Source organism: Frondihabitans sp. VKM Ac-2883 (assembly GCF_015350875.1).
Taxonomy (GTDB): domain Bacteria; phylum Actinomycetota; class Actinomycetes; order Actinomycetales; family Microbacteriaceae; genus Frondihabitans.
The window spans coordinates 154449-175914 of the sequence record NZ_JADKSF010000006.1; the positions used below are offsets into that span (position 1 = coordinate 154449).

Here is a 21466-nt window from a genome sequence, read left to right on the forward strand (position 1 = left end):
CGCCCTTCTCGCGGCCGGCCGCTCACTTGAGGCCGGAGCGCGCCAGACCTTCGACGAAGTACTTCTGGAACGCGACGAACAGCACGACGATGGGCAAAATCATCAGGAGGTTGATGGCCATGATCGCGCCGTAGTTCGAGGTGTACTGACCCTGAAGGTCGGCGACGATGCCGATGGGCAGGGTGAACTGATTCTGGTCGCCCGAGAGCGCGACGAGGGGCCAACCGAACGCGTTCCACTCCCCCATGAAGGTCAGCAGCACGAGAACCGCGAGCAGGGGCTTGCAGAGCGGCAGCACGACAGACCAGAAGGCCCGGAAGTGCCCCGCCCCGTCGACGCGTGCAGCCTCGACCAGCTCGTCAGGGATCGCGATGAAGAACTGCCGGGCGAGAAACACCCCGAAGATCACCGCCGCCTCGGGCAGAATGACGCTCCACGGCGACCCGTAGAGGCCCAGGCCGACTGAGAGCTTGAACTGCGGCACGATGATCGCCTGCGGCGGGATCATCATGGTCGACAGCAGCAGTAGGAAGAGGGCGTTGCGGCCACGGAACCGGAGCTTGGCAAAGGCGTAGCCCGCCAGCAGGTTGCAGACGACGGTGATAACCGTCACGATCACGGCGATGAACAGCGAGTTGCCGAACCATCGCCAGACGGGGAACGCCTCGAAGGGCTGCACGAAGTTGTCGAGCGTGAGGTGGCGCGGCCAGAGGTGGAGGCCGGGCGCATAGAGGTCGACCCGGGTCGAGAACGCCGTGAGGAGCATCCAGTACAGCGGGAACGCCATGACGACGGTGATGACGATCGCCGCGGTCAGGCGGAGCCAGAGAAGTCTGCCGTGTTTGGGCTTGGGCGCCCGCTTCGGCGTCCGGGCGATCTCGGGGAGGTCGCCCGCGACCTCGAACACATCGGTGAGAGACGACATCTCAGATCCCCTGCTCGGCGCGCTCGCGCCTGGTATTGGCTCGCCACTGGATGGCGGTGATCGCCAGGGTGATGAGGTAGATGGCGACGCCGACCGCGGCCCCGTAGCCGAGCAACGACGGTCCAGATTCGTCGAAGGCGAGGCGGTAGGCGTACGAGACGACGGTGGTCGTCGAGTAGCCGGGTCCGCCCCGGGTCATCGCCCAGACGGTGTCGAACACCTGGAACGAGTAGATGAGGTTCATGATCAGCAGGAAGAAGGTCGACGGCCCGAGCAACGGGAGCGTGATGTAACGGAACGACTGCCACGCGGACGCCCCGTCGACCCGAGCGGCCTCCTGCACCCCGGGGTCGACTCCCTGGAGACCGGCCAGGTAAATAAGCATGTCGAATCCGACCCGCTGCCACAACGTGACGAGGATGATCGCCGTAAGCGCCCAGGCGCCGTTTGACTGCCAGTCGATCGACGGCAGGCCGATCGCCTGGAGCATCTTGTCGATGAAGCCGTTGTTCTGGTCGAACATCCAGGCCCCGAGGACGCCGGTGGCGACGCCGGAGACGACGAGGGGCAGGAAGATGATCGAGCGGAACACAGTGCGCCCGGGGAGGACGCCGTTCAGCAGCACGGCGATGGCGAGCCCGATGGCCATGCCCACCGGGACGGTGAACAGGGTGAAAACGCCCGTGTTGGCCATAGAGCGCCAGAACACCGGGTCGCTCACCATCGTGACGTAGTTGCCGAAGCCCGCCCACGTCGTCCAGCCCAGCGAGTCGAGCGACTGGAAGCTGATCACGAAGGCGTAGACCAGCGGGAGGAGGGTGAACAGGCCGAGCATCAGCACGTTGGGCAGCAGGAAAGCACTGGCCGCGATGGAGGTCGTTGCCCGGATCCTGAACGGGGTTTTCTGTCTGGTATCGACCCGACCCGGGCGAAGCGTCGACGCCGTCGAGGAGGCGGACATCAGGCGACCGCCCCGCGGATTCCCGACGCGATGGCTCGGAGTGTCGTGTCGCTGTCGCCCCCGGTGAGGCCGAGCTCGAGCTGATCCTGCAGGGTGGTGCTGATGGTGGCGAAGCCGGGCACGGTGGTCTCCTTCACGACGACGTCGGTGATCGTGGTGGCCTGCTGGGTGAAGACCTTCATCGAGTCGGGCCGGGTCTGATAGTCGAGGGTCTCGGCGGCGAGAGACTGCAGCGTCGGCAGCTCGGTGGCGAGCTCGCAGAAGCGCTTCATCGCATCTTCGCTGACCAGGAACTTAAGGAACGCCGCCGCCAGGTCGGGGTTCTCGGTGCCCTTCCAGGCCACGATTGCGTTGCCGCCGAGGTCGGCGGCGGCCGTCTCGTCCTGCGGGAGGAACGTCGTCGCCCACTCGCCGCCCTGGTAGCCGTTGGCCTTGTCGGCGATCTCGGGCACGAGGAAGTCGCCGATGAAGGTCATGGGGACGGTCTGGTTGAGGAAGAAGTTGTCGGAGTAGACGGTCGTCTTGATGGTGTTGTTGGCCGGCACCCACTTCTTGTCGAAGAAGCCCTTCGTGAACTCCAGCGCCTTCCGCGAGGCGGCGCTCGGAATGGCTGGTTTCTTCAGGTCGTCCGAGAGGAGGGAACCGCCGGCCTGGTAGACGAACGACGACCACCGGTAGGCGCCGGCGGCGGTCCAGTCGTACGCGAACGGATACTTGGACTCCGGCAACGATTTGCGCAGCTTGGCGGCCACAGCGCTGAACTCGTCCCACGACCACGCGTCGGCGAGGCGGTCGGGGACGGCGCCGATGCCCGCCTCAGCGAACGCTTTGGTGTTGTAGACGACGGCGCTCGTATCGGTCTGATGCGGCACCCCCCACGCGCGCCCGTCGTACTGGACGGCGCTCCAGAACGCGGGCAGGAACGCCTCGGTCTCGGCGACGCTGAAGTACGGTGTCACGTCGAGCAGGACGCCGTGCGAGATGTACTTGCCGATCGACGTGTAGTCGACCCGGAACACGTCGGGAGCGGTATTCGAGACGATGCCGCGATCGATACTCGAGAAGAACCCGGCGTAGGGCAGGGTCTTGAGTTCGATCGTCGTGCCGGGGTTCCTCGCCTCGAACTTCGCCTTGACCTCTTCGAAGCCCGCCGTCTCGCCATCGCTGCCGCCCCAGAAGGCGAAGGTCAGAGTGCCCGACACGGCACGGCTTCCCGCCTTCGACCCTGCCGCGCCTCCCGCGGCGACAGGTCCGGGGGTCGAGGTGCAGGCCGCCAGGGTGGCCGCAGCCGCAGTGGCGAACGCGCCCGTGAGCACTCCTCGCCGTGTGATCGCCTTCGACACCGTTGTTCTCCCCGCGTTCGTCTACGAGGAAAACTAGGCGCGAATGGTCGAGAGCGCCCGGGTCAAAACGACCTTCAGGCGAGATCGAGCCGTCTGGCCTCGTCCGCGCTCGATCGGAGGCGCGACTCGACGAGACCGGCCAGACCGTCGTCCGACAGAATCCCGTCGAAGAGATCGACCAGCTCGTCGACGGTGGCGCGCGACTTGTGGGTGAGCAGCTCGTGTGCTGTCTCGACCAGGTCTTCGACGGCGCGAACGCAGCCGAACCGCACGAGGCGATCCTCGTCGACCCGGTATGGGCCGTAACCGAGACGAAATGCCTCCCGATCGCTGTCGGAGATGACGACGGAGAAGAGCACGCCCAGCTCGACGAGCATCAGGTCGACCTCGCGTGGCGCGCGGACGGCATCGTCGAAGTCGATCAGCCAGGGCCGCCCGTCGGCGTCGAGCACGACGTTGCCGAGGTGCGGATCGCCGTGGCAGCTGACGCGGTTCGTCGGCTCTCGCGTGCTCCTCAGGGTCCGCGCCGTCTCGCGGAGTCGCTCGATCCGAGCGCGGGCGGCCGGCCACTGGCGTGCGAAGAGCGTCAGACGAGGATCCGCGTGGTCCGGAAGGGCGGAGACGAGGGCGTCGATCTCAGACAGCCGCCGGCGGACGTGGATGCCGGAGCGACGGATGCCGCGCCGAGCGGTCTCGGCCCGGGGCCCGATGATGTCGGCGGCGTCGGGGCCCGGATCCTTGTCGTCTGACGTGACCGGCCCGTGCTCGTGGATCCGGCGGAGCAGACGGCCGAAGGCCTGCCAGCCAGCCGTGTCGAGGCCGGTGTCGAAGGCGTCGTCCCCCGAGATCCACTCGGTTAGCGAGAGGCGTCCGCCGAGTCGCTCGCTCCAGGGGATACGGCCCGACAGGAGAGGCGCGGGAACCCCGACCGTGCCGGCCTCGGCGAGGGACCGCATGAGGCGCAGCCCGTAGCGGGTGTCGCGGCGGGTCCATTTCACGGCCCACTCTCGCCCGTCGTGACCACGTGCCCACCAGACGGTGGCGTCGGGATCCCAACCGCCGTCGAGCTGTCGCCTCTCGACCACAGTGAGGTCGAAGTCGGCCAGCACCCAGGCGGTGAGCGATGCGTCGAGATCGGGGGACATCGTTCGACCGTACCGGCGGACGGGAGCGCGCGACCGGTCGACCGGGTATGCTTCGCGACCGCGCCGCCGACGGGGTACGAGTCGGCCAGGGAACAACTGACAGTGGTCGGCGTGTCGATCCGAGCGGGACTGGGCTAGACATCTGTTCCCGTTCGAAAGAGACGCCATGAGCACCGCCCGCACCCGCCGCAGCACGCCCACCCACAGCGACACCCGCACCACCACCGACACCGACACCAAGCGCATCACCCGAGCCGCGGCCGACCTGTTCGGCTGGGACGATCTTCACCCGGCTCAGCTCGAAGCCATCGAGGCCGTTGTCGCCGGACGCGACACGCTCGCCATCATGCCGACGGGCTTTGGCAAGTCGGCGATCTACCAGGTCGCCGGGGCCGTACTCGGCGCACCCGTGGTCGTCGTGTCGCCGCTCATCGCCCTGCAGGCCGACCAGGTTGCCGGCCTCATCGGACGCCCGGACGCGCCCGCCGCCGTCGCCGTCAACTCGGGCCGGACCGACGCCGAGAACGACGAGAGCTGGGACCGCCTCACTGCGGGCGAGATCACATACGTCTTCCTCGCCCCGGAGCAGCTCGCCCGCGACGAGACCGTGGATCGACTGCGGGACGCGGGAGTGGGGCTCGTCGTCGTCGACGAGGCGCACTGCGTGTCGTCGTGGGGGCACGACTTCCGGCCCGACTACCTGCACCTCGGCGAGATCGTGGAACGTCTCGGACGGCCAGGAGTTCTCGCCCTCACGGCGACCGGGTCGGGCCCGGTCCGGGACGAGATCGTGGAGCGGCTGCGTCTCGACGACCCGCTGATCCTCAGCCGGGGCTTCGACCGGCCGAACCTCCGGCTCGAGGTCGTCCGCCACGAAGACGACGACGAGAAAATCCGGGCCGTCGTCGATCAGGTCGCGGACGAAGTCACCCCCGGCATCGTCTACGTCGCCACCCGCCGGGAGACCGAGAGCTACACCGCCGAGATCGCCGAACGGTGCCCCGACCGGACGGTCGTCGGCTACCACGGCGGCCAGCGCTCCGCCGAGCGCGGAGAGCTGCACGAGCGCTTCCACGCCGGCGAGGTCGATGTCGTGGTCGCGACGAGCGCCTTCGGCATGGGCATCGACAAGCCCGACGTCCGTTTCGTGGTGCACGCCGATGTTCCCGACTCCCTCGACGCGTACTACCAGGAGATCGGCCGGGCCGGCCGCGACGGCGAGCCCGCGCTGGCGACTCTCCACTACCGGGCCGAGGATCTCTCGCTCCGCTCGTTCTTCGCGTCCGGGCTCCCCCGTCGGTCGGAGCTCCGCGCCGTGTTCACCGCCCTCGAGGCCGCCGGCCGGCCCGCCACCCGTCGGGAGGTCTCCGACCAGCTCGCTCTCGGCTCCCGCACGGTGTCGAGGCTCATCGACCTGCTGCTCGAAGCCGGCACCCTGGCCGAGAGCACCGACGGCTTCGAGGTCGTCGGTGACTTCGACGCGCGCGGTGCCGCCGAGGCGGCTCGCTCGATCGCGAAGACCCGCGAGCGCGTCGAGAAGTCGCGAATCGACATGATGCGTACCTTCGCCGAGGCTCCGGGCTGCCGGCGACGGCGCCTGCTGGGCTACTTCGGCGAGGACTCGCCCGAGCGCTGCGGCAACTGCGATGACTGCGAGCGCGCGGAGAGCGAGCCGGGCGGCGACGGGGTGACCGGTTCGGCAGACGGCACGCCGGATCCTGCCGTCTTCCCCACAGACGCGCGGGTGACGCACGCGGCTTGGGGCGAAGGCACCGTGATGAGCACCGACGGCGACAGGGTGACCGTGTTCTTCGAGAGCGAGGGCTACAAAGTGCTCGGCGTGACCGACGTGGTCGAACACGATCTGCTCACGCTCGTCTGAGAAGCCCGCTAGCATCCACCCGTGGTTCCCCTGATCAGCCTGGGGCTCGTCATGGGCTTCAGCCCCGCCCTCACGGGCATAGCCCTCCGCGTGCTGACCCGCGGCGACCGACACCCCCTCCTCCTCATCGGCAGCCTCTGCCTCGGCATGGTCGTGGCTGCGACGCTTCTCCTCGTCGCGTTCCGGAGCGTCGACCCGCAGACGTTCATCGACTCGTATCGCGGACGCGTCGAGGCGGCTCTCATCCGCCGATCGGTCGACTTCGTCGCCGCGGCCCTCCTTCTCCTGACGGCACTCGTCGTCATTCGTCTGAGCAGAAGACCCCGAAAGATCAGGCGGCCCCGAACCCGGCGGACTCGACCCGTCGACCTCGTCGCCCTCGGCTTCGCCAATACGCTCGTGAGCATCAGCGGCGTCGTGACCATGTACGTCACCGGCCGCGTCATCTCGGGGTTGAGCCCGGACTGGGGCCTGCGCATCGCGGCCTACGGCGTTTTCGTCGCGGCCATGATCGGGCCGTACCTCGTGCTCGGCCTCCTGTGGGAGCGTCTGCCCGGGGTGGCCGGGCTCGCGGCTCGCGGATCCTCGTGGCTCGGTCGGCAGGATTTCCGCCGCCTGCTCGCCGCAGCGCTCGCCGTGACGGGTCTCGTCTTCGTGGGACTCGGAATCGCCGGCGCCTGAGCGACTGGTCGGCTCCTCGGAGCTACCGCTCGCGGGCCACCACGGTCGAGTCGGCGACGTTCAGCACGCAGGGAAGAAGCACGTGCGGCAGCTCGGTCGATCCGGTGTCGAGTCGGGCGACGAGCGCCTCGACGGCCAGGCCGCCGAGCTCGTGGCCGGGGGCGTTCATCGTCGAGAGCACCGGCTCGGTCGCGGCCCCCGACTCGTTCGACGAGGCGACGGCCAGGATCGAGACGTCGTCCGGCACGCTGAGCCCCGCCGACGTGAGGCCGCTCACGAGCCCGAACGTGGAGTCGTCTTTCATGATCATGACGGCCGTGAGTTTCGGGTCCTGCTCGAGCAGCATCCGGGCCGCCTCCCGCCCGCCGCGTGCCGAAGGACCGCACGCCACGACCACCGGGGTGAGTTTCCGGCGCATCATTCCGCTCCGGAACGACCGCTCGACGCGGATGTGCGGGCCGTAGCCGTCCATCGAGGTGCCCTCGAGGTCTTCGATCACGAGACCGATTCGTCGGTGGCCGAGACCCTGCAGGTAGTCGAGGCCGTTCTCGACGGTCGTCTCGAAATCCATGTCGACGAACGGCAGAGCCGAAGGATCCGACGTGCGCCCGATCGACAGAAAAGGCACGTCCATCTCGACCAGCTTCTCGATGCGCGGGTCGGTCATCTTGACCTCCATCACGAGCACGCCGTCGGCCAGACCGCCCGAGAGCAGCTCGGTGAGATCGTCAGCGGTGGTGCCGGCAGGCCAGAGCACGAGGTGGTAACCGAGCTCGGAGGCGCGGGCCGCTGCACTTGACACGAATTGCAGCGCGGTGCTGCCGAGGCGGTGCTCGAGCGCAGGAAACAACAGAGCGAGGATCCGGGTGCGACGGCTGGCTAGCGCCCGGGCCACCACGTTATTGCGGAAGCCCAGGTCGGCCATGGCCGTCGTGACTTTCTCGCGCGTGCCCGGCGAGACATTTTTGGTGCCGTTCACGACGAACGACACGGTCGCGATCGAGACGCCCGCGCGGATCGCCACCTCCTGCATGGTCGCCATGCCTGCCCCCTCGTGGTCCCGGTGGAGTCACTGTACTCGTGAATCACTCCCGAGAAATCTGCGTTAAGCGCTTTACTGGCTAAGCGCTTTACTGCTACGGTCGTGCCCACTCGGGAACGCGACGAAGCGATCCGGCTGCGGCTCCCGATCGCGGCAGTCACGATGCCGTGCCCTGCACCCATCAAGAGAAGAGCTAAGCAATGAAGCCTAGATCCCGATTCGGAACCGCCCTCGGAGCAGTCGCCATGGCTGCCACCATCCCCCTCGTGCTCGCCGGCTGCTCCGGCAGCGGAGGTTCGACGTCGTCCGGCAAGGTCGACTCCATCACCGTCCTCGATTACTACAACCAGGGCAACGACAAGACCGTCATCGGCGACTACCTCGACAAATGCGGGGCCGCGAACGGCGTGAAGATCAACCGGACCCTGGTGCCGGGATCCTCGTTGATCCAGAAGGTCCTTCAACAGGCCTCCTCCAAGACGCTGCCCGACGTGCTGATGCTCGACAACCCCGACCTGCAGCAGATCGCGGCGACCGGCGCCCTGTCGCCGCTGACCGACTACGGCATCTCGACCGACGGCTACGCCAAGGGCGTGCTCGACGCCGGTACCTACAAAGACAAGGTCTACGGCCTCGCCCCCACCGTCAACACGATCGCGCTGTTCTACAACAAAGACATCCTCGACAAGGCCGGCATCACTCCCCCGACCACCTGGGACGAGCTGAAGACCGACGCGAAGAAGCTCACCAAGGGCAGCCAGTACGGCTTCGCGGTCGACGCGAACGCCACCTACGAGGGCACCTGGCAGTTCCTGCCGTTCATGTGGTCGAACGGCGGCGACGAGAAAGACATCAACACGCCCCAGACCGAGGAGGCCCTATCGCTCTGGACCGACCTCGTGAAAGACGGCTCGATGTCGAAGAGCGTCGTCAACTGGACGCAGGCCGACGTGAACGACCAGTTCATCGCCGGCAAGACCGCGATGATGATCAACGGCCCGTGGCAGATCCCCGGCCTAAAAGACAGCAAGGTCGATTACGGGATCGCCCAGATCCCCGTGCAATCGACCAGCGACACCGCGGTCGCCCCGCTCGGCGGCGAGGTCTGGACGGTCCCGAACACCGGCGACAAGGCCAAGCAGAAGGTCGCGGCGAAGATCGTCGACTGCATGAACTCCGAGAAGAACCAGCTCGGCATGGCGAAACTCCGATACACGATCCCCTCGAAGACCGCCGCGGCCGAGCAGTTCGGAATAGACGTTCCCGCAGAACAGGTGTTCGTCGACCTGGTCGCCAGTGCTCGTGCCCGGACGGGCGAGCTCGGCGAAGACTGGCCCAAGGCCGCGACGAAGATCTACACCGCCGTGCAGTCGTCGCTCACCGGTCAGTCGTCGCCCGCCGACGCACTGAAGAACGCCCAGTCGAGCAACTGACGATGACCTCCACCGCACAGGCGCGCACCACGCGCCGGGCCGCGGCCGACGAGACCCGCGTCTCGTCGCCGCGGCCCCGGCGGAGGCCGGGCGGCATGAAGCTGGAGCGACTGTTCCAACTCCTGTTCCTGGTGCCGGCCGCCGTCTACCTCCTCCTCTTCTTCGGCTTCCCCGTCGCGAAGAACGTCATCATGAGCTTCCAGGCCTATACGACGACGACCTTCTACACCGGCGAAGCCCCCTGGGTCGGCCTGCAGAACTACGTCAAGGTGCTCGGCTCGCAGCTCTTCGGCACCGCGCTGCTCAACACCGCCCTCTTCACAATCGGCTCAATCGTCGGGCAGTTCGCGATCGGTCTCCTCTTCGCCCTGTTCTTCCGCCGCAACTTCCCGCTGTCGGGCGTGCTCCGCTCGCTGCTGCTGCTGCCCTGGCTGCTGCCGCTCATCGTCTCGAGCGCGGTCTGGAAGTGGATCCTCGACCAAGACTCCGGCGTTCTCAACCAGTTCCTCGGTGGAGTCGGCATCGGCCCCGTGCCCTGGCTCACAAGCCCGAGCGTGGCCCTGATCACCGTGATCCTGGTCAACATCTGGATCGGGATCCCCTTCAACACGACGATCCTGTACGGCGGGCTGCAAGACATCCCCGAAGAGCTCTACGAGGCGGGCTCGCTCGACGGCGCGACCGGGTGGAAGGCGTTTCGCCACATCACCTGGCCGATGCTGCGACCGGTGGTCAGCGTCGTGCTCGTCCTCGGAGTCGTCTACACGGTCAAGGTGCTCGACATCATCCTCGGCCTGACGAACGGCGGCCCGGCGAATGCCACGCAGACGATTGCGACCCAGTCGTACGACCTGTCGTTCAAGCAGTTCGACTTCGGCTCGGGAGCCGCTCTCAGCAACATCCTCATCGTGATCTCGGCCCTGTTCGCGATCGTCTATCTCCGCCTCAACAGGAAGGCCGTCGATGACTGACACCGCACTCCCCCTCCGGCGCCCCGCCGGCCGCGGGGCAACGCCCAAACCCCGCGTCCGCGGGAACGGGAAGAAGTACCTCCTCACCGCTGTCGGCGTGCTCATCCTGGCGGTCATGCTCTTCCCGGTCTACTGGATGATCAACATCTCGCTGCAGCCCGCCGGGCCGGCCATCGAGGCCGCCTGGTTCCCGATCCACGCGCAGTTCAACGGCTACGTGCAGGCGTTCCAGGATCAAGCGGGCAACCTCGTCACCAGCCTGCTCGTCGCTCTCGGGAGCGTGATCATCAGCCTGGTGATCGCGACGCCCGCTGCCTACGCGCTGGCCCAGTTCAAGGTGCGGGGCGTGAACGCCCTCCTGTTCGGGATCCTGATCTCGCAGATGATCCCGGGCATCGTGGTCGCGAACGCGCTCTACGCCGCTTACAACGACCTCGGTCTGCTCAACTCGATCCCGGGGCTGATCCTCGCCGACTCGACCGCGGGCATCCCGTTCGCGATCCTGATCATGCGGGCCTTCATGCTCAACATCCCCACCTCGATCATCGAGGCGGCGAAGGTCGACGGGGCCGGGAACTTCCGGGCCTTCCGCTCGATCGTGCTCCCGATCAGCGTCAACTCGCTGATTACCGCCGGACTGTTCACGTTCCTCTTCACCTGGAGCGACTTCCTGTTCGCCCTCACCCTGACGACGACGCAGGACGTCCAGCCGATCACCCTCGGCATCTACCAGTACATCGGCACGTTCACCTCCGACTGGTCGACCGTCATGGCCGCCGCCGTGATGGCCTCCATCCCCGCCATCGTGCTGCTTCTCGCAGCCCAGAAATTCATCGCCGCCGGTGCCACCGGTGGCGCGGTCAAGTAAAGGACTCCCCATGACTGACACCACGTCACCCCTCCGCGCTGCGCCCCTTCGAATCACCGTCTGGGGCGAGAACGTCCACGAGAAGGTGGAGGCCCACGTCGCCGAGCGATACCCCGACGGCATGCACGGGGCCATCGCCGCCGGCATCCAAGAGAACCTCCCCGACGCCGTCATCACCGTCGTGACGATGGACATGCCCGAGCACGGCCTCACCGACGAGCTGCTCGAAAACACCGACGTCCTCACCTGGTGGGGGCACGCGGCCCACGCCGACGTCGACGACCTCATCGTCGACCGTGTGCACCGCCACGTGCTCTCGGGCATGGGCCTGCTCGTGCTGCACTCGGGCCACTGGTCGAAGGTCTTCGGCAAGCTCATGGGCACCACCTGCACCCTGCGCTGGCGCAGCGAGCACGACCAGGAGCTCGTGTGGACGGTCAACCCGCAGCACCCCATCACCCGCGGCGTGCCGAACCCCATCGTGATCCCCGAGCAAGAGATGTACGGCGAGTACTTCGACGTGCCGACGCCCGATGAGCTCATCTTCATCTCGGGCTTCACTGGCGGCGAGGTGTTCCGCTCCGGAATGACCTACCGTCGCGGCCTCGGCAAGATCTTCTACTTCTCGCCCGGCGACCAAGACTTCCCCGTCTACTTCCACAAAGACGTCCGTCGCGTACTCGCCAACGGCTGCGAGTGGGCACGCCCCGAGCGCCCGCGCGAGATGCCGACGCTCCGTCGCTACGACCTCGGCGAATACTTCGACGGGCAGCACTACGCCGGGCCGTTCGATCACCCGCTCGAGGCCCCTGCCCCTTCGGCGGAGGCTTCCGCTTCGGGGTCGGACGTCGCGGCGTCGGCCGGATCCTCGGTCTCCGCGTGAGCGCCTTCCGCCGGGTCGACTCCGCCGACCGGCCACTCCGGGTGATCCAGGTCGGCGCCGGGGGCATGGGTCGGGCGTGGCTCTCGACGGTCGCTGCCTCCCCCGACGTCGAACTCGTCGGCATCGTCGATCTCGATCTCGACACGGCGCGTGCCGGTGCCGCCCACTACGGCGACCCGGCACTCCCGGTAGACGTCGATCTCGAAACCCTCGTCCAGTCGACCCGGCCCGACGCGATCCTCGATATCACCGTGCCGGTCGCGCACCACCCGGTGACGACCCAGGCGCTCTTCCTCGGGTTGCCCGTGCTCGGCGAGAAGCCCGTCGCGCCGACCGTCGCGCAATCGCTCTCGCTGGTGGCTGCGGCCGAGATCACCGGCGAGCTGTTCATGGTGTCGCAATCGCGCCGCTACAACGACCAGCTCGTCGCCTTCAAGCAGCATGCCCGACTACTAGGACGGCTCGGCCTGCTCAGCACGCAGTTCGCCAAGGCCCCGCACTTCGGTGGGTTCCGCGACGAGATGGACGACGTCCTCCTCCTCGACATGGCAATCCACGCCTTCGATTCGGCCCGCTACCTGCTCGACGCCGAACCGGTCGCCGTCTACTGCGAATCGTTCAACCCGTCGTGGTCGTGGTACCGGGGCGATGCGGCGGCCTCGGCGATCTTCGAATTCGAGGGCGGCCTGCGGTACACGTACGACGGCTCGTGGTGCAGCCCCGGCCTCGAGACGTCGTGGAACGGCTCCTGGCGGGTCTCGGGCGAGGCCGGTGCCGCGATCTGGAGCGGTGACGACGCTCCCGTGAGCGAGATCGACGGCCAGCCGGGCGCCCCCGACACTCTCGAATCGGTCGGGGTAGAAATCGCAGGATCCCTCGCGGCGTTCGTCAGTGCCCTCCGCACGGGCGAGAGCCCCGACGGCGAGGTGCACGGCAACGTGCTGAGCCTGGCCATGGTCGAGGCGGCCATTGCCTCGAAAAACGAGGGCCGACGGATCCTGATCGACGATGTGCTCGACGCGTCGCTCGCTTCGGCGCTGGAGGTCGAGCAGCGTGACGACGTGCGCGAGCGGTTGGCGTCGTGGGGTTCGGCGCGGGCGGCGCTGGGGCAGGTCGCGTCGGCCGTGTAGCCCCTCTTGCAAATTTGAAGGAGAAACCGCGCTCGGCCGACGAAGACATCGCGATCGGCCGGGGTCGAGTGGCGGTTTCTCCTTCGAATTTGCAGCGCGGCCCCGCGGCACCCGCTGCCGACCCGCGATAGTGCACACCGCGCAATATTGTTCACCTGCGTGACCCCAGTTCGTGGGGTGCCGGTCAACTCCGTGTCTTAGCGTCAATCCCTCACCACCCCCTCGGTGCCGCTCTGCCCGCGACACTGGCGAACCGGAGAAGGACCCATGCCCACACCCACGCATACCCGAGCACTGACTCGCGCCGGCTTCAGCATCGCTGCCGCGGTCGCCGTTGCGGCTCTTGTCGCGACCCCGCTGTCCGCTACCGCGGCGACCGCCGCGACGATCTACCCGAGCGACTCCACCGCGCCCGACCTCATCCCGCTGCTCACCGGCTACAACCAGTTCTGGACGTCGACCGGCAAGAACGACCTGCACGGCACGGTCGAGGACGGCCCCACTCTCGCCACCAACGACAAGCTCGCCGTCTGGATCAACAACCACGCCACCGCGGCACAGAAGTTCCGGGCCCTGCAAGACTCCGAGTACCAGAACGCCACCGGCACGGCGTACGACCAGTCGATGACGATCGCCGATGCACTCGGCTCGAAGCTCGCTGCGATCTACATCAAGGGCCGCAACTCGGGGGCGCTTCCACTGACGTCGGCTCTCATCAACAGCTCGAACGGCACCTCGGGCGCCTACGTCGGCACGAGCGCCGCAAAGGCGAACTTCAGCTACCCGCGCCCCTTCGTTCCCACCGATTCCACATCGACTCCGGTCGCCGGTGACGCCGCCGGCTGCTCCCCCACCGTCGTCAACGCCTCCTCGCTCCTGACGAACCGGGTCGGCCACAGCTACGCCGACGCCGCCGGCAACCTCAAGATCATGCGCGTTGCCGACGCGGTCGACTCGAGCCACCGCTTCTCGTCGAGCGATGTCGCCCTGTCGCCGAGCTACAGCACGACAGGCATCTGCACGGGAGGGTCGTTCCCGAGCGGCCACACGACGACGGCCTACCAGGCCGGAATCACGCTCGCGACCCTGCTCCCCCAGCTCGCGCCGGAGATCCTGACCCGGGCTTCCGAGGCCGGCAACAACCGCATCGTCCTCGGGGTGCACTACCCGCTCGACATCATCGGCGGTCGCATCGACGGCGAGGCGGCGCTGGCTGCCCGCTGGTCGGACAAGGCGTACGTCGACGGTGTTCTGACCCCGGCGCGCAAGGAGCTCACGAGCTACCTCTCGAAGCAGTGCGGAGCCTCCCTCGCGAAGTGCATCGCCTCGGAGAAGAACTACACGAACAACCCGTACGCCGGAAAGAAGCTGCCCGGCGGAACGGCTCAGGTCGTCACCGATCGGAAGTCGGCCGTGAAGGTCTACACGAGCCGCCTCACGTACGGAATCCCGAAGGTCGGCACAAGCGGCCTTAAGGCCTCCGTGCCCGCCGGTGCCGGCAACCTGCTCCAGACCGCATTCCCAACCCTCACTGCGGCCCAGCGCACCTCGGTGCTCGCTCAGACCGAGATCTCATCCGGCTACCCGCTCGACCAGACCCGCAAGGCAACCGGCTCATGGCAGCGCCTCAACCTCGCGGCCGCCACGAGCGCGACCGTGCAGCTGAACAAGAACAAGACGGTCACCGTGCTGAGCACCGGCGGTAAGGCCAAGGTCGTCAAGGTCGTCTCGCACCGCCGCTGAGCGGTTCGAAACCGGCGAGGCGGCCCCGAGTGGACTCGGGGCCGCCTCTGGTGACCTACAACAGTCGAAGCAGAGCGGCGGCTAGTGACACCAACGCTGTCAGCAAGCTAACGACGTGGGCGCACAGCACAAATCCTCTGCTCCGTCTGTCACGACGACGATGTTTTGCCATCGCGGGCCTCCCTATCACCAGGGCAGGAGGCTTGCGGTCTGCGCACCCCTACCGGACGGAAGGGGATACACGTATACTCGGATGGTCAGTTATCCGAGTTTACGTGCAACTCAGACCACTGGCCTCTCACGAGGCGAGATCAACCCCTGTTCCTGCAGGGGTTTTTCTCTTTATCCTTCGAGTCCGGCCTAGGCTTGCCTGGATTCCCAGACCGATATTCGTATTCTGCCGCACGAGACCACGTGGAAGTGAACGACCCGCACAGGCTGCAAATTCGAAGGAGAATGCACGGGCACCCGACGCATTCATCGCGATCGGCGGGGGTCGACCGGCGATTTCTCCTTCAAATTTGCGTGCAACCCCATACCGGCCGGCAGCGGGGGCTGAGCGCAGTTCGAGGCGTGACGGGCTCAGGTTCCGAGCGACGTGTGCCGGATCCTGCGTTCCCCGCCCTGACCGCACAGCTAGGCTCGACGGATGGTCACCGTCGTGCTCCCCTGGCGCCCTCAGCCCTCTCGCGTGGACGCCTTCGAGCGTGTCGTCGCCTGGTACCGCGAGCATCTTCCGGAGGCCGAGATCGTCACCGTCGACTCGGGTGACGAGGTCTTCAACCTGGCCCGCTGCCGCAACATCGGCGTGACCAACGCGGCCCGCAACGCGGACTCGGCACGCGCAGCCGGCGCCGCACGCGACGCCGACGCACACGACACCGACGCCGCACGCATTGCCGACGAGGTCGTCGTGATCGGCGACGCCGACACGCTCCCCGAGATCGGCCCGCTGCGATCCGCAATCGCCGCCGCTCGCACGTCGCCGCTCGTGCAACTCCCGTACACCGAGTACCACTGGCTCGGGCGCGAGGGCACCGAGCAGTTCCACGCCGGAACGCCCCTCGCCGAGTGCGAGTTCGAACTCGTGCGCGGCGCCTGCTCGGGCGTCTACGTCACGACGCCCGCGACCTGGTGGAGCCACGGTGGGCAGGACGAGCGCTTCCGCGGCTGGGGTTTCGAAGACGCGGCCTGGTTCGTCGCTCACGAGACGCTGCTCGGCGCCCCGCCCCAGCGTCACGAGGGGGCCGTCTATGCGTTGCACCACACGGCTGAGGTGCGCGAAGGGCCGCACTACGACGCCAACGCGGCCCTCATGGAGAGCTATCGCGTGGCGTCCGGCAGCTCGGACGACATGGCTAGGTTCGTGTTCGACACGAGCGCATCGAACGCTCGCGTGCGCCCGGGCGTCTGACCGAGCGAGGCCGACAACGCGTCGAGCTTCTCGCGGGGCAAGTCCAACACCGCTAGGAGAGCCGCGCCGAGCTCCGGCACGGTCGCCGTATTCGGAGCCAGAGCGATGCCGAACCCCGCACGCTCGATGGACTCGGCACCGGCGAACTGGTCGGTCGAGAACGGCAGCACGAGCAGGGGCACGCCCGCGGTCATCGCCTCGGTCACGCTGTTGTTGCCCCCGTGCGTGACGGCGGCCGAAGCGGCTCGGAGGAGTCGCACCTGCGGCAAGAACTCACGGACCAACCACTCACTCGGGAGGGAACCAAGATCAAGGCGATCGGCCGAACCGACCGCGACCGCTGCCCGCAGGCCGAGCGACTCGAGAGCTTCGATGACCCGGGCCACCACGTCGGAGCGCACCGACAGGAACGACCCGAAGCTCACGTAGACGAACGGCGAATCGGACGACGCGAGCCACTCCTCGACCTCGGCATCGACCGGCTCGTCGCGCACGGCCGAGCCTAAGAACGCGTGAGGCGGCAGCGCCCTCGCGGGGTCGTGCAGCTCAGCCGGATAGTTGTAGAGCAGCAGGTCGCCGTGCTCCGCGAACGCCGACTCGCTCGGTGGCGCCTGCGGGTCGAGCTCGGCGAGAGCGGTGTTCCACTCGCGGGTGAAGGAGTCGCTGACGCGGTCGCAGAGCTCGCGCAAATCGGTCAACGACGCAGGATCCGGCTCGAACGCACCCGGCCACGCCGGCGGGTAGCCGTACACCTCTCCCGCTACCGGCAGTGCACTGGGGTGACCGAGCACGACGTCGGCGAAGGGGATGCGCGCCGCGGTCAGCGCCAGCCTCGCACTGAACGCAAGGTGGTCGACGATGATCTGGTCGGGCTTCACCTCGGCGACGACGCGCTGCACCTGCCGGGCCGTGTCGACCGGCATCCACATGAGGTCGGTGAGGCGCTCTGCGGCCTGATACGCGAGGGTCTCGACCATGCCCTCGCGGGTGGCGTCGAAGAAGCCACGGAGCGAGTCGTCTTCGCCTTCGGGCTGCTCCTCCGCCCGGATGACACCCGGGTTCGACCCGCGGGCGAGCTGCAGATTGATGCGCTCGAACCCGAACGACTCGACGATGGCGGCCGTCGCAGGGCCCGTCGCGACGACGACGCGGTCACCGCGGTCGCGCCATTCGGTGCCGAGAGTCGCCAGCGGAAGAAGGTGCGAAGCGTAGTCGGGGCTGATGATCAAGAGGGTCATCGCGTAGCAAGGCTCCAGTCGTGAAGGACGACCTCGTCGTCGTGAACGTCTCCGTAGACCTCCGAGAGCGACCGGGCCATGGCCTGGATGGTGAAGCTGTCTTCCACCGTCGCGCGCGACCGGTCGGCCCGCTCGTCGGAGCTTTCGCCCGCGGCAGCGTCGAGCGCCGACAGCATCGCGTCGTGCAACAGTGCGGCATCCCAGGTGCGGGTGAGGAACCCGGTGTCGCCGTCGTGCACATAGGTGGCTGGGCCACCACCGTTCGGAGCGACCACAAGTAGCCCGGAGCCCATCGCCTCCAGGAGTGCGATGCCGAACTCCTCCTTCAGGCTTCCGCAAACGTAGACGCCCTGGGCGGCACTCAGCCCGGGCAGACCGAAGCGGGCCGCGGCGACCCAGCGAGCGACGGTGTCGTTCGGCTGGTGCCCCGGCAGCAGGAGACCGGCTGCGGCTCGATCGGCCGACGGCACGACGAGATCCATCAGTCCGAGCTGCTCGCGCTCGTCGGGGCTCGGCTGGTCGAGGTTTCCACCGATCAGGAGGAGGTTGGCGCGGTCTTTCAGGTCGCTCGACGCCCACGCGGCGACGATCGTCGCCATGCCCTTCACCCGGTGGAAGCGACCGACGCTGACGATGAGCGGAAGCCCCCGACGCTCCTCCGGAAGGGCCTCGACGAGACCGCGCAGTTCGCCGAGAGCCCCGGAGGGCGCCTCCCCCGCCGCGTGCCAGCGTGCTTCGGCGACGGCCCGGTCGACGACCTCGAGGTCGATGCCCTCCGGCACGATCGTGTGTCGCTCGGGGTGCGCGGTGACGTCGATGCCGACGAGCTCGCGCATGTCGGTCTCGAGGTTTGGCCGCGGAAAGAGCACCGTATGGGCGGCATTCGCCGCGAGCTCCTGCACCAGACGGCTGCGGAACCAGAAGTGCTCGCGCTCGTCGAGGTCGCCGAAGTTCCAGCGCGTCAGCGAGCCGGCCAGGTCGAGCGACTGGATGACGGCGTGCGGATCCGGCGCCACGGTGAACACCACGGGAATGTCGAGCTCGCGCGCCACATCGGCGGCGGCCAGGCTGCCCACATCGGCCATGCGCAGGTGCAGCATGTCGACGCCACCCGAAGCGCGAAGGATCCGGCGGATGCCGCGACGCGCAGCCACCCGCAGCGGCCAGGCCTCAGCCGACGGAACAGGGTCGCTCAGAAGCGGGATGCGCCCGTAGAGGTGTCCCGTGTCGGATCCTGCAATTTCTGCGACGCTGTCGAGCGCCCCGGCGACCGAGCCTCGAGACAGAGTAAGGACGCGGTCGACGGTGTCACCGGTGACGAGCTCATCGCCGAGACGCACGAGGAGGGTCGCGATGCCTCCGTTGTCGCCGCTGCCCGCCTGGGTCAGGCCCGCATCGATGTCGGCGTGGAGGAAGAGCTGAGCCACGGTGAGGCCACCGGTCTCGCGCTCGCGCGGTTCGTCGTCGCGGCCGTCGTCGGGTCGGCCGTTCTGATCGCTTCCGGCGGCCAGGTCGACCAGGGCCATGCGTGCCGCCTGCGCGAGGAACCCGTCGCCGACCGCCAGCTGCTCGACGACGCCGGCGATGCTGCGGTGTCCGCGCCGCTGGCCGAGGGCCGCGACTGCGGCGACCCGCACCCGCTCTTCTTCGGCGGCATCCGCAGCGATCGCGAGGAGCGGACGCGTCGCGACACGACCGCGTACGAGGCCGAGGGTCTCGACGAGGCGATAGCGCGCGGCGGGCTCGCGCACGCCGAGCAATGCTCCCTCGAGGCCGACGGCCACGAGGTCGGGAACCTGCGGCGACCACTGCTCGAGAGTGCGCTGGGCGACCATACCGCCGAACCCGCCGCCGCTGATCAGGCCGATGAGGCGCCCCACCGTGTCGGGCCGGGGCAACCGGGAGCCGAGAGCGCTGGCCGCGTGTTCGCGCAGGAATCCCCGCTCACTCGACAGCAGCGCCGAGAGGATGCCGTCGACCTGCTCGTCGACGACCTCGGCGAGAGCATGGGTGGCGGCGATGGCCGTCAGCTGGTCGTCTGAGGCGATGGCCGCGGCCAGGATCCTGATGGTGCGGACGCCACCGGTTCGCCCGGCCTCGAAGGCGAGGTCGTCGGCGAGGCGCATCGCGTCGATTAGACGGTCGGCGGTGTGCAGGGCGTCGAGGGAGGTCTGGATTCCCATGGCGATTCCCCTTTCGTTCGGGGCAGTTCTGGTGGAGCGCGACAGGACGGAGACGCCTCAGACGGGGTACGGGGCGGGGTACAGGGCGTCGCGGATCCTGCGAGCGAACTCTAGGCCTTCCAGGTGTCGTTCAGCCGAATGCGAAGTCAGTACGATCGGGAGGCCCTGTTCTGCACCCCCACGAGTCACGGAGACCGCTGTGCGCATTGTCCTTCTCGGAGACGTCGGAGTGCTCTCCAACATGATCCACATCGGCGACGAAGCGATGTTCGAGGAGTTCGTGCGGCAGCTGCGGCGACGTGACGCCGGGGTCGAGATCGTCTCGCTCTCGTCGAACCCGGCCGAGACTCGCCAGCGTTACGGCGTCGAGGCGATCCGCAACGTCGACTTCGCCCCGTCGAGCTTTGCGGTCACCGGCGAGGCGCTCCGAACCGCGCAGGAGGATCGGATGCGACGGGTCCTCGCCGCGGCGGACGGCGACGATGAAGCCCTGCCGACTGACGACTGGGCGTGGGCCGTCATCGAGGCCGTTCGCACCGCCGACGGCGTCGCCGTCTCGGGCGGCGGCAACATGGCCTCCATCTGGCCGATGCACATCTTCGAGCGCGCCACCCTTGCCGCTCTCGCCGCCCGCTTCGACAAGCCGTTCGTCGTCAGCGGGCAGACCATCGGCCCTGAGCTGACCGGCGACGACCGCGATCTGGTTTCCCGCCTCCTCGACTCGGCGAAGCTCGTCGGCCTCCGCGAGACCGCGTCGCTGGCACTCGTGCACGAGCTCGGCGTGACCGGCGATCGAGTCACGGGCACGATCGACGACGCGAGCTTCCTCGGGGCGGAAGCGGCAGGATCCTCCGCTGCTCCCGCTTCCTCGGACGCTGACGACGCCGAGGTCGAACCGACTCGGCCCTACTGCGTCGTGACGCTCGCCGCCCACGTCGGCGGCCTCGACCGCGACGCCTTCGCCGAAGGCATGGCGAAGCTGCTCGACCGGGTGGCCGAGGAGGCCGGGCTCGAGATCGTCTTCTTCGCTCATTTCGCGGCTCTCGGCGGGGGTGTCGCGGACCCTGCTGGTTCTGCTTCTTCCGGTTCTGCTCCGGAGGCGGGCGACTCGCTCGTGCACCGCCGCGTGATCGACCGCATGACGCAGCCGAGCCGCATCGAGCCGACCACCGACAGCATCGCCGCGGCCCGATTCGCTCGCGGTGCGTCGCTCGCGGTGTCGAGCCGCTACCACCCGGCGATCTTCGCCGTGTCGGCCGGCGTACCGACCGTGGGCATCGCCGTCGACGACTACACGACCGTGAAGCTGACCGGAGCCCTCGGCAACTTCGAGCAGACCGGTGTGCTCACCGCCTCCGACGTGATCGACGGGTCGGCGGTGGCCGGCGTGCTCGACGTGTGGTCGTCGGCCGACGCTATCCGCTCGGCGTGGGAGTCGCGGGTCGACGAGATCCGCGCGGCCTCCGACGCGTGGTGGGATCGGGTCGCTCGCGCCCTCGGCCTGTAGCTCCCCTGCTGCTGCACCTCCGCCCCCTTGCAAATTTGAAGGAGAAACGCGCTCCCGGCGACGAGAACATCGCGATCGGCGGGGGCCCGTCGGCGGTTTCTCCTTCGAATTTGCAGG

17 protein-coding genes are annotated in these 21466 nt (G+C 68.0%); 10 read left to right on the top strand and 7 right to left on the bottom strand.

The window, feature by feature from the left end; translation table 11 throughout:
- Window positions 1-22: 22 nt before the first annotated feature.
- The 4 genes from ITJ49_RS12560 to ITJ49_RS12575 all read right to left on the bottom strand — a co-directional run bounded on the left by ITJ49_RS12560 (window position 23) and on the right by ITJ49_RS12575 (window position 4374).
- Window positions 23-925, bottom strand: coding sequence for a carbohydrate ABC transporter permease (locus ITJ49_RS12560; RefSeq protein WP_194605794.1), 903 nt, complete (start codon window positions 923-925; stop codon window positions 23-25).
- Between the two features lies 1 nt (window position 926).
- Window positions 927-1886 (bottom strand): carbohydrate ABC transporter permease, encoded by a 960-nt coding sequence (locus tag ITJ49_RS12565; protein WP_194605796.1) that lies wholly within the window; start codon window positions 1884-1886, stop codon window positions 927-929.
- Entirely contained in the window at window positions 1886-3229 is a 1344-nt protein-coding gene (locus tag ITJ49_RS12570) for a sugar ABC transporter substrate-binding protein (protein ID WP_194605798.1), read from the bottom strand. Before ITJ49_RS12570 ends, ITJ49_RS12565 begins: the two co-directional genes overlap by 1 nt.
- Before the next feature lie 74 nt (window positions 3230-3303).
- Complete coding sequence (locus ITJ49_RS12575; RefSeq protein ID WP_194605800.1) at window positions 3304-4374, bottom strand: aminoglycoside phosphotransferase family protein; 1071 nt, start codon at window positions 4372-4374, stop codon at window positions 3304-3306.
- A gap of 166 nt (window positions 4375-4540) precedes the next feature.
- Here ITJ49_RS12575 and ITJ49_RS12580 point away from each other — a divergent pair, with 166 nt between their 5' ends.
- Both ITJ49_RS12580 and ITJ49_RS12585 read left to right on the top strand, forming a co-directional pair.
- The gene (locus ITJ49_RS12580) at window positions 4541-6256 is read left to right on the top strand and encodes a RecQ family ATP-dependent DNA helicase (RefSeq protein WP_194605802.1); all 1716 of its coding nucleotides are present in this window, start codon (window positions 4541-4543) and stop codon (window positions 6254-6256) included.
- A gap of 21 nt (window positions 6257-6277) precedes the next feature.
- Window positions 6278-6937 (top strand): hypothetical protein, encoded by a 660-nt coding sequence (locus ITJ49_RS12585; protein WP_194605804.1) that lies wholly within the window; start codon window positions 6278-6280, stop codon window positions 6935-6937.
- Window positions 6938-6959: 22 nt separating this feature from the next.
- Here ITJ49_RS12585 and ITJ49_RS12590 read toward each other — a convergent pair whose 3' ends face one another.
- A complete protein-coding gene (locus tag ITJ49_RS12590; protein ID WP_228514437.1) occupies window positions 6960-7979 on the bottom strand; it encodes a LacI family DNA-binding transcriptional regulator in 1020 nt (339 codons plus the stop codon).
- Between the two features lie 200 nt (window positions 7980-8179).
- Between ITJ49_RS12590 and ITJ49_RS12595 the strand changes: the two genes are divergently transcribed.
- From ITJ49_RS12595 to ITJ49_RS12625, 7 genes are all read left to right on the top strand, one after another.
- The gene (locus ITJ49_RS12595; RefSeq protein ID WP_194605806.1) at window positions 8180-9412 is read left to right on the top strand and encodes an ABC transporter substrate-binding protein; all 1233 of its coding nucleotides are present in this window, start codon (window positions 8180-8182) and stop codon (window positions 9410-9412) included.
- A 95-nt stretch (window positions 9413-9507) separates the two neighbouring features.
- Complete coding sequence (locus ITJ49_RS12600) at window positions 9508-10383, top strand: carbohydrate ABC transporter permease (RefSeq protein WP_228514468.1); 876 nt, start codon at window positions 9508-9510, stop codon at window positions 10381-10383.
- Window positions 10376-11251: a carbohydrate ABC transporter permease gene (locus ITJ49_RS12605; protein ID WP_194605810.1), complete on the top strand. Its 876-nt coding sequence runs from the start codon at window positions 10376-10378 to the stop codon at window positions 11249-11251. Before ITJ49_RS12600 ends, ITJ49_RS12605 begins: the two co-directional genes overlap by 8 nt.
- A 10-nt stretch (window positions 11252-11261) precedes the next feature.
- Entirely contained in the window at window positions 11262-12134 is an 873-nt protein-coding gene (locus tag ITJ49_RS12610) for a ThuA domain-containing protein (protein ID WP_194605812.1), read from the top strand.
- Entirely contained in the window at window positions 12131-13264 is a 1134-nt protein-coding gene (locus tag ITJ49_RS12615) for a Gfo/Idh/MocA family protein (RefSeq protein ID WP_370544505.1), read from the top strand. The genes ITJ49_RS12610 and ITJ49_RS12615 overlap by 4 nt, the downstream gene beginning before the upstream one ends.
- Before the next feature lie 267 nt (window positions 13265-13531).
- Window positions 13532-15007: a phosphatase PAP2 family protein gene (locus tag ITJ49_RS12620; protein WP_194605814.1), complete on the top strand. Its 1476-nt coding sequence runs from the start codon at window positions 13532-13534 to the stop codon at window positions 15005-15007.
- A gap of 649 nt (window positions 15008-15656) precedes the next feature.
- Window positions 15657-16421 carry a hypothetical protein gene (locus tag ITJ49_RS12625; RefSeq protein WP_194605817.1) on the top strand — a complete coding sequence of 255 codons (765 nt, stop codon included), beginning with the start codon at window positions 15657-15659 and terminating at the stop codon, window positions 16419-16421.
- On the opposite strand, the gene ITJ49_RS12630 is transcribed toward ITJ49_RS12625, so the two are convergent.
- Both ITJ49_RS12630 and ITJ49_RS12635 read right to left on the bottom strand, forming a co-directional pair.
- Window positions 16331-17659, bottom strand: coding sequence for a glycosyltransferase (locus tag ITJ49_RS12630; RefSeq protein ID WP_194605819.1), 1329 nt, complete (start codon window positions 17657-17659; stop codon window positions 16331-16333). The two genes, ITJ49_RS12625 and ITJ49_RS12630, sit on opposite strands and share 91 nt — an antisense overlap.
- Complete coding sequence (locus ITJ49_RS12635; RefSeq protein ID WP_194605821.1) at window positions 17656-19842, bottom strand: glycosyltransferase; 2187 nt, start codon at window positions 19840-19842, stop codon at window positions 17656-17658. Before ITJ49_RS12635 ends, ITJ49_RS12630 begins: the two co-directional genes overlap by 4 nt.
- A gap of 199 nt (window positions 19843-20041) precedes the next feature.
- Between ITJ49_RS12635 and ITJ49_RS12640 the strand changes: the two genes are divergently transcribed.
- A complete protein-coding gene (locus tag ITJ49_RS12640; RefSeq protein WP_194605823.1) occupies window positions 20042-21349 on the top strand; it encodes a polysaccharide pyruvyl transferase family protein in 1308 nt (435 codons plus the stop codon).
- Window positions 21350-21466: the final 117 nt, after the last annotated feature.

Bases quoted from the DNA above. Each gene is read 5' to 3' on its own strand.
- ITJ49_RS12630 (WP_194605819.1), bottom strand. From the start codon at position 17,659: ATGACCCTCTTGATCATCAGCCCCGACTACGCTTCGCACCTTCTTCCG.
- ITJ49_RS12620 (WP_194605814.1), top strand. From the start codon at position 13,532: ATGCCCACACCCACGCATACCCGAGCACTGACTCGCGCCGGCTTCAGC.
- ITJ49_RS12575 (WP_194605800.1), bottom strand. From the start codon at position 4,374: ATGTCCCCCGATCTCGACGCATCGCTCACCGCCTGGGTGCTGGCCGAC.
- ITJ49_RS12635 (WP_194605821.1), bottom strand. From the start codon at position 19,842: ATGGGAATCCAGACCTCCCTCGACGCCCTGCACACCGCCGACCGTCTA.
- ITJ49_RS12565 (WP_194605796.1), bottom strand. From the start codon at position 1,886: ATGTCCGCCTCCTCGACGGCGTCGACGCTTCGCCCGGGTCGGGTCGAT.
- ITJ49_RS12595 (WP_194605806.1), top strand. From the start codon at position 8,180: ATGAAGCCTAGATCCCGATTCGGAACCGCCCTCGGAGCAGTCGCCATG.
- ITJ49_RS12580 (WP_194605802.1), top strand. From the start codon at position 4,541: ATGAGCACCGCCCGCACCCGCCGCAGCACGCCCACCCACAGCGACACC.
- ITJ49_RS12610 (WP_194605812.1), top strand. From the start codon at position 11,262: ATGACTGACACCACGTCACCCCTCCGCGCTGCGCCCCTTCGAATCACC.
- ITJ49_RS12625 (WP_194605817.1), top strand. From the start codon at position 15,657: ATGGTCACCGTCGTGCTCCCCTGGCGCCCTCAGCCCTCTCGCGTGGAC.
- ITJ49_RS12560 (WP_194605794.1), bottom strand. From the start codon at position 925: ATGTCGTCTCTCACCGATGTGTTCGAGGTCGCGGGCGACCTCCCCGAG.
- ITJ49_RS12600 (WP_228514468.1), top strand. From the start codon at position 9,508: ATGAAGCTGGAGCGACTGTTCCAACTCCTGTTCCTGGTGCCGGCCGCC.
- ITJ49_RS12590 (WP_228514437.1), bottom strand. From the start codon at position 7,979: ATGGCGACCATGCAGGAGGTGGCGATCCGCGCGGGCGTCTCGATCGCG.
- ITJ49_RS12605 (WP_194605810.1), top strand. From the start codon at position 10,376: ATGACTGACACCGCACTCCCCCTCCGGCGCCCCGCCGGCCGCGGGGCA.